This window comes from Parabacteroides sp. 52 (genome assembly GCF_010500925.1).
Taxonomy (GTDB): domain Bacteria; phylum Bacteroidota; class Bacteroidia; order Bacteroidales; family Tannerellaceae; genus QVMG01.
This window is the reverse complement of record NZ_QVMG01000020.1, coordinates 49,114-65,798: the sequence shown is the minus strand read 5'-3', so window position 1 is coordinate 65,798 and position 16,685 is coordinate 49,114. Positions and strand designations below refer to the sequence as shown.

Annotated in this window: 9 protein-coding genes; 4 read left to right on the top strand and 5 right to left on the bottom strand. The window is 44.7% G+C overall.

The genetic code is table 11. From position 1 onward, the window contains the following. Nucleotides 1-78: 78 nt before the first annotated feature. The 4 genes from D0T51_RS10615 to D0T51_RS10600 all read right to left on the bottom strand — a co-directional run bounded on the left by D0T51_RS10615 (nucleotide 79) and on the right by D0T51_RS10600 (nucleotide 7,904). Entirely contained in the window at nucleotides 79-1,851 is a 1,773-nt protein-coding gene (locus D0T51_RS10615; RefSeq protein WP_163729124.1) for an aryl-sulfate sulfotransferase, read from the bottom strand. 133 nt (nucleotides 1,852-1,984) lie between these two features. Continuing rightward, nucleotides 1,985-3,613: a RagB/SusD family nutrient uptake outer membrane protein gene (locus D0T51_RS10610; protein ID WP_163729121.1), complete on the bottom strand. Its 1,629-nt coding sequence runs from the start codon at nucleotides 3,611-3,613 to the stop codon at nucleotides 1,985-1,987. 25 nt (nucleotides 3,614-3,638) lie between these two features. Continuing rightward, on the bottom strand, nucleotides 3,639-6,707 hold the full coding sequence (locus tag D0T51_RS10605; protein WP_163729118.1) for a TonB-dependent receptor: 3,069 nt from the start codon (nucleotides 6,705-6,707) through the stop codon (nucleotides 3,639-3,641). Between the two features lie 303 nt (nucleotides 6,708-7,010). After that, nucleotides 7,011-7,904, bottom strand: a complete 894-nt coding sequence (locus tag D0T51_RS10600) for an AraC family transcriptional regulator (protein WP_163729115.1) — start codon at nucleotides 7,902-7,904, stop codon at nucleotides 7,011-7,013. A 1,032-nt stretch (nucleotides 7,905-8,936) separates the two neighbouring features. On the opposite strand from D0T51_RS10600, the gene metG reads away from it, so the two are divergent. The 3 genes from metG to D0T51_RS10585 are packed head-to-tail and all read left to right on the top strand — an operon-like array spanning nucleotide 8,937 to nucleotide 13,153. Further along, complete coding sequence (metG, locus tag D0T51_RS10595) at nucleotides 8,937-10,976, top strand: methionine--tRNA ligase (protein ID WP_163729112.1); 2,040 nt, start codon at nucleotides 8,937-8,939, stop codon at nucleotides 10,974-10,976. 34 nt (nucleotides 10,977-11,010) lie between these two features. After that, nucleotides 11,011-12,138 (top strand): DegT/DnrJ/EryC1/StrS aminotransferase family protein, encoded by a 1,128-nt coding sequence (locus D0T51_RS10590; RefSeq protein ID WP_203583372.1) that lies wholly within the window; start codon nucleotides 11,011-11,013, stop codon nucleotides 12,136-12,138. After that, on the top strand, nucleotides 12,131-13,153 hold the full coding sequence (locus tag D0T51_RS10585; protein WP_163729110.1) for a Gfo/Idh/MocA family protein: 1,023 nt from the start codon (nucleotides 12,131-12,133) through the stop codon (nucleotides 13,151-13,153). The genes D0T51_RS10590 and D0T51_RS10585 overlap by 8 nt, the downstream gene beginning before the upstream one ends. Here the strand turns inward: D0T51_RS10585 and mnmD are convergent. Further along, nucleotides 13,135-13,827 carry a tRNA (5-methylaminomethyl-2-thiouridine)(34)-methyltransferase MnmD gene (gene mnmD, locus D0T51_RS10580; RefSeq protein ID WP_163729107.1) on the bottom strand — a complete coding sequence of 231 codons (693 nt, stop codon included), beginning with the start codon at nucleotides 13,825-13,827 and terminating at the stop codon, nucleotides 13,135-13,137. The two genes, D0T51_RS10585 and mnmD, sit on opposite strands and share 19 nt — an antisense overlap. A gap of 151 nt (nucleotides 13,828-13,978) precedes the next feature. On the opposite strand from mnmD, the gene D0T51_RS10575 reads away from it, so the two are divergent. After that, complete coding sequence (locus D0T51_RS10575; RefSeq protein ID WP_163729105.1) at nucleotides 13,979-16,681, top strand: ATP-binding protein; 2,703 nt, start codon at nucleotides 13,979-13,981, stop codon at nucleotides 16,679-16,681. The last annotated feature ends 4 nt before the right edge of the window (nucleotides 16,682-16,685 follow it).

The window sequence follows — 16,685 nt, the reverse complement described above, 5'->3', positions numbered from 1 at the left end:
GTTTCTTAAGAGTTCTTTTCTTTTGTATGTAGATCTGTTCTTCTATTTTATAGTATTGCCTTATTTAACTTAAATGCCTCACGGATATAAAGACATATGTGCAGCACATTGAAATGGTGAGCTATGGGGTGGCTTTATTTCAATTTCACATACCACCTCTTTGTTTTGCACATTTATCTCCAGGATTCGACCTCCTCTGCCGGAAGATATTTCCGCATTCATGCCACTGGCAAACAAGATGTTCCCTTTTACAGGCAGGTATTGAACCGAACCACCGGCATAGGCATAACACGCATTACCCCGTTCTTTCCCATATTGCCATACTTGCTGTACGGTCTTTTGGGTTTCATCGATCTTATAGATAACGGCCCGACTGTACCCATTGCGCTGGTCTCTTTTGTAATGGCGCATATATCCATTGTCAAAAATAAGTAGATTACCGTCGGGCAGTAACCGCGGACTATGTGAAGTCCAGTTCCATTCGAATGACTCATCCGGTACGTTTCCATCCAATACCTCTTTGTCTGTGATCGGATTTCCCTTTGCGTCTACCGGATTCAATAGATAATTCTTTAAGAGAATACCTTGTCCGTTTTGACTCCATCCTTTTTGGGGAGATAAGATCCATTTCACCTTGTTCTGCCGATCCAATTTGACAAATCCCTGGAAGCGGGTAGAAAGGATGATCGCATCCTGCTCTTTGATATAAGCCAATCCATTGCCATGTGCCCAATTGCTCTTGCCTTGATCCACTCTCAATAGGTCGCGGTTTACATCAAGTGATTGTTTCAAGTCCCATGCCGTCACGATAGCCCCGGTTTCCCGGTGCAGTTCGATTACATAATCCATGATAGCAGCCGAGCCATCCGGCTTTTTATCTCCCATTTTTGTAGCAGTGAATAACAGATTGCCTGTGGGCATCTCGATGATATCGTGATGAAAGCCGATGCCTATCGGTTGCAGATCCCAGCGGTGCAGGATTTCCCCCATCATATTGATCTCATAAAGCATTTGATTTTCCCTTCCGCCGGCAATGAAATTGCCGTTCTTCAATCTCTTGAAACCATTCCCGGCAATCAACTTAACCAGTTCCGGATGATGAGCTAGGGCTAAGAGCCAGCGCGTATTACCTTTGCCATCGATCATATACGGGCGATGGGCATCGTACAATGTACCTCCTACATAGCTGATCAGGAACAATCCCGGCTCCATCCCGGAGGTGTTCAGCTGGATGGATTTGGTTTGTGTATTGATAATCTTTGAGATGTTTTCTGTTTGTATCTTCAAGGTGTCCGTCAGACGTTCTTTCCCTTTTTTATCTGTAAAAGAGAGATAAACGGTGTTTAAATGATCCGGATAAAGGCCATGAATGTCTATCTGGTGATTATAACCGTATGTCGTAAACAGATGGTTGATATCAGCTATTTCTTTCTCTTTGCTTTTTATCCGCATCTTCACTTTCCCTTCTACCGGAAAAGAAACATTCACCCGGGCAGAGAGGGGCGCATAGGTAGTCGGGTTTAACCGGATCTTTTCTACATGAAACGATTCCGCCAAAGTGGGTATCTCCAATGTTGTCTTATCGGTAAAGGTTAACGATGTTTTCCAATGGGCTTTATCCACATATATATCCAGTATCCGCTCGGAGTCGATCGTCAAGGTGTCGGTCTCAAAAATCAAAATGTTCTCTCCCTCTTTTTTCTCAGTATGTATTAAGAGATTTCCTTCGGAGATGATTTTTTCCAAAGTAGCAATATCTCCGCTGATGTCTAGGGGGGCTTTTATATCCTCTTCACAAGAGCCAGACAATATCCCTATACCTATCCACAGGAAAAAGGATAAGAGCTCCATAAACGCATCTCTTTGAATAGTTTTTTTTCGTAATGCCATATGATCCAATTGAAATTGCTGTTTTTGAGAATGTATGAGGTAAAACGATCTTCCGTTTCTTACCTATTCAGGGAAGGAACGGAAGATCACAATCTTATCTCCACAGAGGATGTTGTTCGATCTCTGTATTGGAATTGATTTCGCCCTGAGGGATCGGATAGTACAGGTGCTTTTCCTGGAAGTTGTTCGCTCCCAGTTTACCTCTTTGCATCCATATATTTTTAATCTCGGCAGCCGTATACCAGCGTTTCAGATCATAGAAGCGGTGCCCTTCCATCCAAAATTCGAGCAGGCGTTGATGTTCTATCTCTTTCATTATCTCATCAGCGCTTGCCCAGCTCTTCTGAGCCAATCCGGCCCGGTCGCGGATGCGCGTAAGACTGCTGTTTGCTGCTGTCAGATTTCCTGTCTTTGCTGCTGCCTCGGCATGTAATAACAATACTTCGGCAAAACGCATCACGCGGATGTTATTGGTATGTTTTTCGGAATGATACATGCCATCTCCATTGCTTGACCAGAAAGCGGTGAACTTTTTAATAATAAAACGTCCCGGCATCCCGTCGATCGATGAATACCCCGGTTCATTACCGGTGCGTTTGCCGGCAGTACCTGTCCAAAGATCGTCCATGGAAATATTCTTTTCCCCATACCAGGTTTCATCGGGTCTCGGATCGTTATAATCCGAATATTTAAAGAAGAAATTGGTATACATGCGTTTGTCCCAGCGGGAGTCTGCGCCGGCGGGACGTTCTTCGGCCGTAAACTCATCTACGATTGATTTGGATGGTTGAATCTTATACCAGCCATCTGTTGTCGGCGAACCGACGAAGTTCGCCAGGATATTTATCTGAGGCGTATCGCTTCCGTCATTCCCCCAAACACCTCCGGTACCAAACTGCATATAGTTGATTTCAAAAATCGACTCTTCATTGAACTCATTCTTTTCCGTATAGTTATCTTCATAGTCGGCAACTAACTCATAGGTATAGGGACTTTGCATGATCTCTTCCAATTCGGCTTTCCCTTCGGCGAATTTATTCTGATAGATATAGGCTCTGCCCAGGTAAGCAATGGCTGCCCCTTTGGTGACGCGTCCGTTTTGAGCTGCGGGACGTGTCACCGGCAACAAGGTTTTGGCCTGTTTCAGATCCGCCTCTACCTGTACCCATATTTCCGCCTCCGCAGTAGAGGGTGACATCGATTCGTCCGTATTCTGGATGGGAGTAAGGCGCAAGGGCACATCTCCCCAGTTCATCACCAGCATAAAGTAGTTCCATGCGCGTAAGAAATACGCTTCGCCTAGCATTTCATTTTTACGGGTGATATCCATCTCAACCTTGTCTACGTTGGTGATAAAGGTATTGGCCCGGCTGATACTTTTGTACAATAATCCCCAGTCGTCTGCCAGATGCGAATTGTTCGGGTCGTTGATAAAAACCGTTGTTTGCCAGGTAGTCGGGTCATCCTGGATAGGATGCACATCGTCTCCCCGCACATTCTGATTCTGAAAACCGGTAAAAGCCCCCCAGTATCCATACATCTGTCCACGGATGGGCGAGTAGATCGTAGCCAAAGCAGCTTCCGCATCTGCTTCCGTATTCCAATACGTATCTTCCGTCGGTTGGTTCGGATTTACTTCATTGAGGAAGTCCGAGTTGCAGGCTGTTAATAAACAAAACACCCATGCTATTAAAATGCCTTTTTTATATATGATTGTTCTCATCTCTTTAAATCTTTACAATTAATAATTAGAAGCCAATTTGCATACCGAAAGAGATTGTGCGTGCCTGTGGATAACGCCCATGGTCTGTACCTCTTGCCAAAGCCGTATAAGACGTATTATTATCGGTATATCCCAAGTCTGGCGTATAGCCGGAGTATCCGGTAAGGGTAAACAGATTTTCCATAGCGGTATACAGTCTCAAACGGTCGATCATCATTTTGCCTGTCAGCTCTTTGGGCAGGGTATAACCAATCTCCAATGTTTTCAGACGAAGAAAGTCCCCTTTTTCTATCCAACGGTCGGAATTAACACGGGCGTTTTTGTTCGGATCCACTTCGTCACCCATCTTCGACCAGCGGGGAACATCCGTACGGGTATTGCCTGGTGTCCAGGCTTTCAGGATGTCTTTGGAATAGTTTTCGTATTTTTCCATATTCTCCAATCGGTAGCGGGTAAAGTTATAGATGGAGTTGCCCACCATGCCGTCGAAGAAGAAATTCAGATCAAGCCCTCTCCATTCCACACTGCCACGAAGACCAAACGCCACATCGGGCAAAGGTTTGCCTACTGTCTGTCGATCGGCATCATTAATTGCTCCGTCTTTGTTATAATCGATGAAACGGATATCTCCCGGTTGTGCTGCCGGTTGAATCAGATCGCCATTGACATTTCGGTAGGCATCGACCTCGGCTTGCGACTGAAAGATGCCATCCGTCTGAATGACACGGAACACCCCCATCGGTTCGTCGATATTGAACCAGGTAATCGTGCCTAAGCCTTGTGGATTGTATCCTCCGATTTCTTGTTCGTTTCCGACGGTAATCTTTTTCACTTTGTTGCTGATGGACGACATATTGGCTGTTATGCTATAATAGATTTCGCCTACCGTATGGCGGTGTGTGATAGCTAATTCGAACCCTTTATTCTGGATCGTACCCGCATTCAGCGTCGGACTTCCGTCCAGCCCGGCAGAGCCCGGCATCGATACCGGCATCAATACGTCTTTTGTCTCCTGGATAAAGGCATCGGCGGTAAGACTTAAGCGCCCGTTCAGGAAAGAGGCGTCTAAACCTATATTGGCTGTTTCGGTTGTCTCCCATGTCAGGTCGGAAGGGGATACCCAGTTGTTTCCGGTGATATTCCCTAACCACCATTGGTCGCCCTGCACATAGTTGATACTGGAAGAGAGCGTTCTTTTGGTCATATAATCGCTGATCTGTTGATTCCCTAACTTCCCGTAGCTGGCTCTCAGTTTCAGTTCACTGACAACCGACCTCCACTCTTCTGCAAAGGCTTCGTTGTGTATGTTCCAGCCCAAAGAGAAAGAAGGAAAATTACCATAGCGATGCCCGTCTTCAAACTTGGAAGAACCGTCCCGACGGATAGAGGCCGATAACATATAACGGGAGTCATAGCTGTACATCACACGTCCGAAGAAAGAAAGCAGACCGCTGTGATAAGCGGAGCCATTATTGCTTTGCAGGGAGGCGGAACCGGCTCCAATCACCGATGTGCCCACAGGCAGTTCTTCCCGCATGGCGGACAGGTTTCTTATTTTGTACTTCTGTGCCGAATACCCCACCAGGGCAGAAACCATATGTTTATCAAATGTCTTATCATAGTGTAAGGTGTTTTCCAATACCCATGTTTTGTAATGGGAGCTATTTTCACTCAGGTCCGGCAGTTGGTTCGATCCTCCGGCACCAAAATCAAACACCTTCCGGTACGCCCTATTGTTTATCTGCGACTGATCCAAGGAAAAGTTTAATTTATATTGAAGACCCTCCAGAATCTCCAGTTGAAGATATCCATTGAATAAGATATCCAGAGATTTGCGATTATCATTTCCCCAGTTCGAGTTTGTATACGTACTACCGACACAATTACTCATATTATTCATCCAGTCTTCCACCGCTCCCCAGCCTGTTTCCCGGGCATTGTCATATACCGGAACAATAGGAGACATACGTAAAGCATCCTGTACTGTGGAGTGATCACTGTAACCCGTACCTTTCCCTGATTTAAAATAAAGAGATTCTCCTATCTTCAAACGATTGTTCAGGAAAGAGAATTCAGTCTTCATACGTGCCGTGAATGCTTCGTAATTCGTATTGCGCATAATACCTTCCTGACTCAAATAACCGACAGATGTATTGTATACCGCATTTTCCGATCCACCGCCAATACCTATATTGGCTTTATACATCAACGCACTTTGATACAACTCATCCTGCCAGTCGGTACCTTTGCCTGAAACCGATTGCGCATAACGCGAACCGTCCAGATGGGCACCCTGCCCTTTCTCCCGTAGGAAATTCATCCATTCGGCTGCATTCATCACATCCAACTTCTTGGAGATTTGTTGTATACCGGTGTATACATTCAGGTCCAGCTTGGCCGCTGTGTTTTTTCTGCCTGTATGGGTCGATACCAATACTACCCCGCTGGCAGCCCTTGATCCGTAGATGGCGGCTGCCGAAGCGTCTTTCAATACTTCGATAGATGCTATATCTGCCGGATCGATCATATGCAGGTCGCCATACACCCCATCGATCACATAGAGCGGATCGTTATTGGTCAAAGAGGTGATACCACGCACCGTGATACTCATGCCTTTGCCCGGTTCACCACTTACGTTTGTCACAGATACACCGGGGATCTTTCCCTGAAGTGCTCCGGCTACGCTTGTGTTTATGTTGGTCATCAGGTCTTTGGCACGCATCGAAGAGACAGCCCCGGTAAGGTCGCTTTTCTTTATCATACCATAGCCGATCACCACGACTTCTTCCAGTATTTCGCCATCAAGCATATGTACATCGATAAGAGTCTGATTGCCTACTACGATTTCCTGGGGTTGCATTCCTACATAAGAAAATTGTAAGGTCTGATCAGGCGAGGCTTTCAGGCGGTATGTCCCATCCAGATCAGTAGTGGTTCCTACTGTGGTTCCTTTGATTATAACGGTAGCACCAATAATCGGATTATTTTCGCTGTCGGTTACCGTACCGTTAATCGTAACTTCTTGCTGCGCCCACGAAAGAGTAGTATACAGGGTGAGCCATATTGAACATAAGAATACGAGTCTTTGTCTCATAAATGTTACATTTAAGATTAATAAATAAGTGCTGTCACAAAGATAGGCGAAGGCCTGCCGGAGAAGCAAATAGGATTTTTGCCATAAATAATGATATTGAATCAAATTTTTACAGATCCCGCCGTATATAATAGATTACGACCAGGCCAATGTGGAGGCTGGGCCATAGGGTAAGAGGGTATCGGTCGATAGGATATATGCCGGTTATCGAAGAAAGATATTATTATATGAGGGTAAATTTGTATCATAGGTATAGGTTGTTGATTTATAAAGGTTCATCTTCGCTGTTGGGAGGAAAGGGGGTCAAACGATCACCTTTTTCTTACGATAGTTTTCACGAAACTCGGAAGGAGGCATTCCTTTTTTCTTCTTAAAGATGCGATTGAAATTAGATAAGTTATTAAACCCGCAGGCATACCCTATATCGGCAACCGATTGGCTGGAGTCTATCAATAAACGGATGGCTACGCCCATACGCGTATCTGTCAGGAAGTCGACAAAGCTCTTCGAGGTACATTGTTTCATGAAACGACAAAACGAAGGCTCGCTCATATTAACCAGGGAAGCTACATCCGATAGGCGTACCTGTTGTTGATAGTTTTGATTCAGATAGGTTACGACCTTATTGATGCGCGGATCTTCCTCCGGGCTATTCTCCAACTGAAGAAAAGAACTGCTAGCCAGGGTGCGGACATCTTCCGCCAGAGACAACTCATGCAGTATACTTAATAATTTGAGTACGGAATAAAAACTATCCGTTTCGCAACTAAGGGTTTTCAATAACGGACGGATCTTGTTTATGGTCTGTATGCCAAAGACCACGCCTTTTTGTGCCCGTTCGAATAACAACTTTATACTTTGAAACGGATTCTTTTCCAATAATTCCCCCGGTATGGAAGAGGAATGAAACTGCACTGTGATCTCATGAATAGTCTGGGATTTACATCTATGATTGACCCAGGCATGCTCCAGCTTGGGGTTGGTGATCAGTACCAACTCTTTTTCACCGATTGTTTCCACCGAATCACCCACAATCCGTTGCGCCCCCTTGGCATGTTCGATGAAATTGAGCTCGCATTCCGGATGAATGTGGATCGGGAAGTTGAATGTGTTTTTCAACCGTTCGATAACGATAAAACAGTCTTTACAAGATAAAGGAGAGACCTCTTTAAATAAATCTGTGGTTTTGGTAATCATCTTCTCAGTTTATTGGTTATTTTTCAAATATACATTTTTTTATATACGAATCATTTATAATACGAATCACTTCTTGAAGGTTGGGGTATGGTCAAAGTGTTTTATAATGCCTTTTTTAGAAGATGCTAACAGACGAAAACTGTTAATTTTAAAAGATTTTGACTCTAATCTGTAAAGATTTTATTTGACTAACATTTTTTGGCAATAAGCATTATGTTCTTTAACATATATTGCACGGAAAACACTTGACAAAAGCTTGTCTAGCCTGTATCTTTGTTTCGTGGTTTTTTCATAATAGTATTAGATTTAAGGTTAACAAAGTTGGTTAGGGGTTGTCGTGAGACAGCCTTTAATTGTTTATAGGGGGGGGGAGAATGCCCCCTACTACATACCTATTTGCTATTCAATATAAGAATATATCAAACTACATGATAATACATCAAACTGCTCCACCACCGGCTGTGCCGGCGGTCCCCCTCTTCTTCTCCAAGAAGAGGAGCCGAGATAGTGCCGGTTAACACAGTTGGTATTTGGGTTATTCAATAAGATAACGATGTATATACAGGTCGCTTGCATATACAGGTGACTTATGTATACAGGTAAAGAGGTAGTAGGGATTACCCCGGAGGGGTTTCAGGTGAATAACCGTGGGATGCAATCCCGCGGCTGTAAGATAATCCCACGGTCGCAATACATCCTCTCACTATCAGCCCTGAAAGGGGTGAACCGGTTGCCCCCTTTCAGGGCTCACGGTATCTATCGACTGTATCTGCTGGAAAATAAAAGTGCCGATAGCTGTCGACACTTGTGCCGATATATGTCGACACAATTGCTGATATATATCGGCACAATTGCTGACATATATCGGCACTTTTATTTCAGGGCAGAAAGGCGGTTGCAAGCAATGAGATTGTGACTTATAAAAAAAGGATGACGGTGGAACCATTCAAACCCTAAAGAACATTCCGGCAATATGACAATGATTATTAATAGTTTTCGTACTTTTGTATTCCAAACAGTACAACTAAAGGAATGGAAAAACAATTCAAAAGAACACTTATCACTACGGCATTGCCGTATGCAAACGGACCGGTGCATATCGGTCACCTGGCCGGAGTTTATGTACCCGCAGATATTTATGCACGTTATTTACGACTGAAAGGGGAAGAGGTTTTGATGATCGGAGGATCGGATGAACATGGAGTGCCTATCACCATCCGTGCAAAGAAAGAAGGAGTAACCCCACAAGATGTTGTTGACCGTTTTCATTATATCATCCAGAAATCGTTTGAGGATTTTGGTATTTCTTTTGATATTTATTCCCGTACCACTTCGGCTACCCATCGTCAGGTAGCATCGGACTTTTTCCGCAAACTCTATGACAAAGGAGAGTTTATAGAGAAAACATCCGAGCAATATTACGATGAAGAGGCCAAACAATTCCTGGCCGACCGTTACATCACGGGTACCTGCCCACATTGTCATAGCGAGAATGCCTATGGTGACCAATGTGAAGCCTGCGGTACGTCCTTGAATGCTACCGACCTGGTCAATCCCAAATCGGCCATTAGCGGCAGTGTTCCGGTGATGAAAGAGACGAAACACTGGTATCTTCCTTTAGATAAATACGAACCTTTCCTGCGTCAGTGGATTCTGGAAGAACATAAAGAATGGAAACCCAACGTATATGGTCAGTGTAAAAGCTGGCTCGATATGGGGCTGCAACCCCGTGCCGTAAGCCGCGACCTGGACTGGGGTATTCCTGTTCCCGTAGAAGGAGCCGATGGAAAGGTGTTGTATGTATGGTTTGATGCTCCGATCGGTTATATATCCAATACCAAAGAGTTATTGCCCGAGAGTTGGCAGACCTGGTGGAAAGACCCGGAGACAAAAATGGTGCATTTCATCGGGAAAGACAATATTGTGTTCCATTGCATTGTTTTCCCGACCATGTTGAAAGCCGAAGGTTCGTTTAACCTGCCGGAGAATGTGCCTGCCAATGAGTTCCTGAACCTGGAGGGGGATAAGATCTCTACTTCCCGTAATTGGGCCGTTTGGTTGCATGAGTACCTCGAAGAGTTCCCCGGCAAACAGGATGTGTTGCGTTATGTATTGACAGCCAATGCGCCGGAGACAAAAGATAACGACTTTACCTGGAAAGATTTTCAGGCACGCAATAACAATGAATTGGTAGCCATCTTCGGTAACTTTGTGAACCGGGCATTGGTATTGACCGAAAAATATTTCGAAGGAAAAGTACCGGCTGCCGGTGAACTGACCGACTACGATCAAGCGACACTGAAAGAATTCGTCGATGTCAAGACGGCTGTGGAGCGTTTATTGGATACTTATCATTTCCGGGATGCGCAGAAAGAAGCCATGAACCTGGCACGTATCGGGAATAAGTATCTGGCGGATACCGAACCTTGGAAGCTGGCCAAGACAGATATGGAGCGTGTCGGAACAATCCTGCATATCTCTTTACAGATCACGGCCAACCTAGCCATCGCCTTCGAACCTTTCCTTCCGTTTAGCATGGAGAAACTGAATCAGATGTTGAACGTACAACCCCTGGGCTGGGATCGTCTGGGAGCCACAGACCTTTTGGCCGCCGGGCACTCATTGAATAAAGCCGAGCTCCTGTTCGAAAAGATCGAAGACAGCGTCGTCGAAGAACAGGTGCAGAAACTGCTCGACACCAAAAAAGCCAATGAAGAGGCAAACTATAAAGCCAACCCTATACGTGCAAACATTGCATTCGATGATTTCACTAAGTTAGATATCCGGGTGGGAACGGTATTGGAATGCATCAAGGTGCCGAAGGCCGATAAACTGTTGCAATTCCGTATCGACGATGGTTTGGAACAACGTACCATCATCTCCGGTATTGCTCAACATTATAAACCGGAAGAGCTTGTCGGCAAGCAGGTATGCTTTATCGCTAACCTGGCTCCCCGCAAATTAAAAGGTATTGTTTCCGAAGGGATGATCCTTTCTGCAGAAAATGCGGACGGCTCCCTGGCGGTTATCACTCCTCAAAAAGAGGTGAAGCCGGGAAGTGAGGTGAAATAAAAATCAACGATGAATGTTCATCGTTTATCATATTATGATAGAGAAGATACAAATGGTTGATCTGCACAGTCAATATCTTCGGTTAAAACCGGAGATCGATGCCGCTATGCAGTCTGTTTGGGATGCAACTGCCTTTATCAACGGTCCGCAGGTAAAAGAGTTTGCCAGCCGGTTGGCAGCCTACCTCTCTATAGCCCATGTGCTTCCTTGCGGTAACGGAACGGATGCCTTGCAGATCGCCTTAATGGGTCTGGAGCTGGAGCCGGGTGATGAGGTGATTGTGCCGGCTTTTACCTATGTGGCAGCTGTGGAGGTCATTGCCTTATTGGGGTATACTCCGGTACTGGTGGATGTCGATCCCCATACCTTTAATATAGACGCTCATCAACTGGAAGAGGCCCTCTCTTCCCGGACGCGGGCGATTGTAGTGGTGCACCTCTTCGGGCAATGTGCGGATATGAACCCTGTATTAGAGATTGCTTCTCGTCACGACTTATATGTTATTGAAGACAATGCGCAATCGGTTGGGGCAACCTATACTTTCCCGGATGGAAGTATTCGGCAAGCCGGCACCATGGGGCATATCGGAACCACCTCTTTTTTCCCTTCCAAGCCGCTGGCCTGTTATGGAGACGGAGGTGCGATGATGACTGCGGATGAAGAATTGGCCGATCGGTTGCATAAGATCGCCAATCATGGGCAGGGGAAAAAGTACCATCACGAACGAATCGGTTGTAACTCCCGGTTGGATACATTGCAGGCAGCGATATTGAATGTGAAGCTTACTTATATGGATGCTTTCACAAAGGCGCGCCGGCAGGTAGCTGCCCGGTACGATGAAGCATTTCAAGCCAACGAATTCATTGTAACCCCTCATAAAGCCATTTATTCGACCCATGTATATCATCAATATACCCTCCAGGTGAAAGAGGGGAAGCGAGATGATTTACAAGCTTATCTACTTGAAAAAGGGATCCCTTCGATGGTCTATTATCCTTTTCCGGTACATGAGCAGGAAGCTTTCCGGGAGTTGGTCCGTACCCCTTTACCCTTACAGGAAGCGGTTCGTCTGAGTCGTTCTGTCTTATCCCTTCCCATCCATACGGAGATGACCACAGCCGAACAAGAATATATCATAGAAACAATAAATAGCTATGCATAAAGACAACATACGTTTTGCCGTGATCGGTTGCGGCCATATAGGAAAACGACATGCCGAGATGATTCATCGCGAGCCGGGAGGAGAGTTGGTCGCCTTATGTGATATCCGTCCCCGGGAAGAGTTAGCCATAGAGGCATACCCTGTTCCTTTCTTTTCTTCTGTCGATGCCTTATTAGATGCCGGCTTACAGATAGATGTGATCTGTATTTGTACCCCTAACGGTTGGCATGCACCGATGGCGCTGCGGCTAATCGAAGCCGGTTATCATGTGGTTATAGAGAAGCCGATGGCGTTGTCGCTGGCCGATGCGGAAAAGATTGTCTTTGCCTCCCTGAAATACAACAAACAGGTTTTCTGTGTGATGCAGAACCGCTATTCTCCTCCTTCTGTATGGATCAAGGAGTTGGTCGAGTCGGGTCGGTTGGGTACGATCTATATGGTGCAGCTCAATTGTTATTGGAACCGGGATGAACGTTATTATAAAACCGGGGGCTGGCATGGCGACGCAGCTCTGGATGGAGGCACTCTGTTTACTCAGTTCTCGCATTTTATCGATATCATGTACTGGTTGTTCGGGGATATCTCTAATATCCAGGCCCGTTTTGCCGATTTCAACCATGCGGAATTGACTGATTTCGAAGATTCCGGTTTTGTCAATTTTGACTTTGTCAATGGAGGGATGGGAGCAATCAGTTATTCCACTGCCGTATGGAATAAGAATATGGAAAGCAGCCTTCAGATTGTGGCGGAAAACGGTAGCATAAAGATCGGTGGACAATATATGAATGAAGTAGAGTATTGCCACGTGAAAGGATATGAGATGCCGTCACTTGCTCCGACCAATCCGGGAAATGATTATGGACCCTACAAAGGATCGGCTCAAAACCATAATTTCGTGATCCGTAATGTGGTAGATGTCCTTTCCGGCTCCTCCACCGAAACGATCACTACCAATGTATTGGAAGGCATGAAAGTGGTCGATATCATCCAACGTATCTATGCATTGAAGGGGTAAATCCTTTTCCTCCCGAACAACATATGTCTTTTTCCCGGAGGGCCGGGTAAGCGTTGCATGGCAAATCCGGCGTGTTGCATATTGCGCCGTACTTCTCCTTTGGCACAATAGGTGACGATGACACCCTCCGGTGAGGTGTTGGCGTATATCTTTTGGAAAATCTCCGGACTCCACATCTCCGGTTGCTTATCCGGTGCGAAAGCATCAAAATAGATAAGATCCAAGTGAGGAGGTAGATCGCAATGATTGCTGTCTGCCTGTATCTTGTGCAGGGTAAAGAAATCTGTGACAGCTACATCTTCGTCCCATGCTGCCGCATGTAGAAGATGAAATAAGTTTTTATATTCCGGCCAGATAAGTTCTCCGTAATTAAGTACATCGGTTATTTCCTTTGGCAAGGGAAAGCGTTCAATCGTATAATAGGTGATCTGTTTTTTTGTGCGTGCCGCCTCCTGCAAGGTAAGAAAGGCATTCAATCCGGTACCGAAGCCTATCTCCAGGATACGTATCTTATCTGTTTGTACCTCATGCAGTCCTGCCTGAAGAAATACATGGCGTGCTTCTTGTATGGCCCCATTGACCGAATGATAGTGTTCATCCATCGAAGGGATAAACAGGGTATGGCTGCCATCTGCTGTTAACTCTATTTTTCTCTCTTTTGTTTCTTTTTCCATAACGATTACAAAACGATGATCCGACAAAGATAGAGTCATTTACTTGTTTCGTTGGTTTTTGATATCAATATTATTTCAAACCGATAAAAAGTTTTACATTTGTGTATAAGAATGTGTTATACGGCTATTGAACCCACTTTATACAATACATATGTGTGTCAAGTCAATAAATCGAAGTATATCTTTACGATTCATCATCGTTCTCTTCTGTGTATTGGGGCTTTCCGTCCTCTCCCGGGCGGAAGCGGTTCACCCTATACTCCTTATAAGTTCGTATAATCCGGATACCAAAAATACGACGGCCAATATTTCTGAGTTCATGGAAGAATATAAGCTCTTAGGCGGCACCTCAACCATGGTTATTGAGAATATGAACTGCAAAAGTTTGCCGGAAGCTCCCCGTTGGAAGGAGCGGATGCGGAAACTCTTAAATAAATACTCCGGCAAACAGGAACCCCGCCTGATCATTATCCTTGGACAGGAAGCCTGGTCTGCTTTTATCTCTCAGGATGATATGCCTCATAAAGACGTACCTGTCTTATGTGGTATGATAAGCCGCCATGCTGTTTTGTTGCCGGATAGTTCCGAGGTATTGCAAGAATGGGATCCGACCTATGTGGATATAGAAAATTATTTAGCCAACGAGAACTCTATTTCCGGCTTTCTCTATTCATACGATATAAAGGCAACGATAGAGATGGTACATCGATTCTATCCCGCTACGGAAAATATTGCCTTGATTACAGATAATACTTATGGCGGAGTATCCCTTCAATCCTTTGTGAAAAAGGAGATGGAGCAAATGAAGGGAACCAACCTCATTCTCCTGGATGGACGCAAGAACAGTATTTATACGATTGTAAAACAAATCAAAGATTTGCCTCCTCAAACGGTTATACTTATCGGTACGTGGAGGGTTGATGTCAACGACGGTTATTTTGTCGGCAATGCAACGTATACGATGATGACGGCCAATCCGTCTATTCCTGCATTCACCCTCACTTCTGTCGGTTTAGGACATTGGGCAATAGGAGGTTATATTCCTGGTTACGACAATATGCATATGGGGAAAGAACTGGCTCATCAGGCAATTGCTTTGTTGAAAGAGGGAGCAGTTCCTAGCGATTTCCCGGTGAAAGTCATTGATAATGTATACACCTTCGATGCCCGGAAGTTGAAAGAGTTTAATCTCGACAAAGGCCAACTCCCACGTGAATACACTTTAATCAACGAGGAGGAAAGTCTTATCTCTAAATACAAATACGAGATATTATTAGCCGTAATATCTATATTGGTAGCCTTCCTTATCATGATCCTTATTTTCTTCCTGCGTACGAAAAAACTAAAAGACAGTTTGTTGGACCTGCAGGAAGACAATGCGTTGATCATGAACAATATGCAGGCATCTATCAAGTTTATTAATCCGGATTATTCTGTCAAATGGGAAAACGGCATAGACTATCCCTGTAAACCGCAATACGGTCCCTCTAATTGTTTCCTCAAGCCCAATGTGGTAAAACCCTATTGCGACCAATGCGCTATTATTGCTGCTATGGAAACGAAAAAGATTGTTGAGACCACCAAAGACTGTAACCAGGACGGGAATTACATCCATGTATTGGCCAAACCTTTATTAGACTCCAAAGGAAATGTGATGGGTGTTATCTGTAAAAAGGAAGATGTAACCAGTCAGAAACAGGCCGAGCTCGAAATGAAAGAAGCCAAAGAAAAGGCAGAAGAATCGGACCGACTGAAATCTGCTTTCCTGGCAAATATGAGCCACGAGATACGCACTCCGCTGAATGCCATTGTCGGTTTCTCCGGCTTATTGGCTGTGACGGAAACCGATGAAGAAAAACAAGAATACACCAATATAATCAATACAAACAATGATTTATTGTTACAATTGATCAATGACATTCTGGACCTGGCGAAAATAGAAGCCGGCACATTGGATTTTACCTATTCCGATGTAAACCTCAACAGGGTCTTATCCGATATAGAACAAACCTCCCGTATCAAAGTACGGACAGGGGTTAGGTTGGCCTTCACCGACCGGCTTCCTCATTGTGTCATCCATACGGATAAAAACAGGTTGTCACAGGTTTTTACGAACTTTATCAATAACGCGATTAAGTTTACAGAAGAGGGGAGTATCACGTTCGGATACCGTCATATAGAGAATCAATTGTATTTCTATGTAAGTGATACCGGTTGTGGTATGAGTCCCGAAGGCAGAGAAAGTGTGTTTAATCGTTTTGTCAAATTGAACACCTTTGTGCAAGGAACAGGGCTCGGACTCTCCATCTGTGAGATGATTGTAAAAAAGATGGAAGGGGAGATCGGAGTCGATTCAACCTTGGGAGAAGGCTCTACGTTCTGGTTTAAACTGCCGGATACTATCTTACGTTCCGATACGGATTATATCGATACGGCTGTAAGTGTTTCTTCTCTCTCCCGCAAAGAATCTTACGATCCCCAACGAAAGAAACCGAAGTTATTAATAGCAGAAGATAATGACAGTAATTACATCCTTTTCCAATCCATGCTTAAAGACTTTGAGCTCTTTCATGCCTGGAATGGGGAAGAGGCCATAGATATGTTCTTTGATCATGAGCCGGATATTATCCTGATGGATCTGAAGATGCCGGTAATGGATGGCTTTCTGGCAGTCGCGGAAATTCGGAAAGAGAATAAAGAAATACCCATTATAGCCGTTACGGCCTATGCTTATGGTGATGATGAGCAACGGGTAAAAGAAAATGGATTCACTGATTATATCGCCAAGCCGATTCATCCGGAAAAACTGCTTTCTGTGATTGATCATTATTATTACCTTCTTAAGGATAAATAAATGT

What these genes read in the sequence shown, in the direction of transcription:
- D0T51_RS10590 (WP_203583372.1), top strand. Translation starts at nt 11,011, where the DNA reads ATGATAGAGAAGATACAAATGGTTGATCTGCACAGTCAATATCTTCGG.
- D0T51_RS10610 (WP_163729121.1), bottom strand. Translation starts at nt 3,613, where the DNA reads ATGAGAACAATCATATATAAAAAAGGCATTTTAATAGCATGGGTGTTT.
- D0T51_RS10605 (WP_163729118.1), bottom strand. Translation starts at nt 6,707, where the DNA reads ATGAGACAAAGACTCGTATTCTTATGTTCAATATGGCTCACCCTGTAT.
- mnmD (WP_163729107.1), bottom strand. Translation starts at nt 13,827, where the DNA reads ATGGAAAAAGAAACAAAAGAGAGAAAAATAGAGTTAACAGCAGATGGC.
- D0T51_RS10615 (WP_163729124.1), bottom strand. Translation starts at nt 1,851, where the DNA reads ATGGAGCTCTTATCCTTTTTCCTGTGGATAGGTATAGGGATATTGTCT.
- metG (WP_163729112.1), top strand. Translation starts at nt 8,937, where the DNA reads ATGGAAAAACAATTCAAAAGAACACTTATCACTACGGCATTGCCGTAT.
- D0T51_RS10575 (WP_163729105.1), top strand. Translation starts at nt 13,979, where the DNA reads ATGTGTGTCAAGTCAATAAATCGAAGTATATCTTTACGATTCATCATC.
- D0T51_RS10585 (WP_163729110.1), top strand. Translation starts at nt 12,131, where the DNA reads ATGCATAAAGACAACATACGTTTTGCCGTGATCGGTTGCGGCCATATA.
- D0T51_RS10600 (WP_163729115.1), bottom strand. Translation starts at nt 7,904, where the DNA reads ATGATTACCAAAACCACAGATTTATTTAAAGAGGTCTCTCCTTTATCT.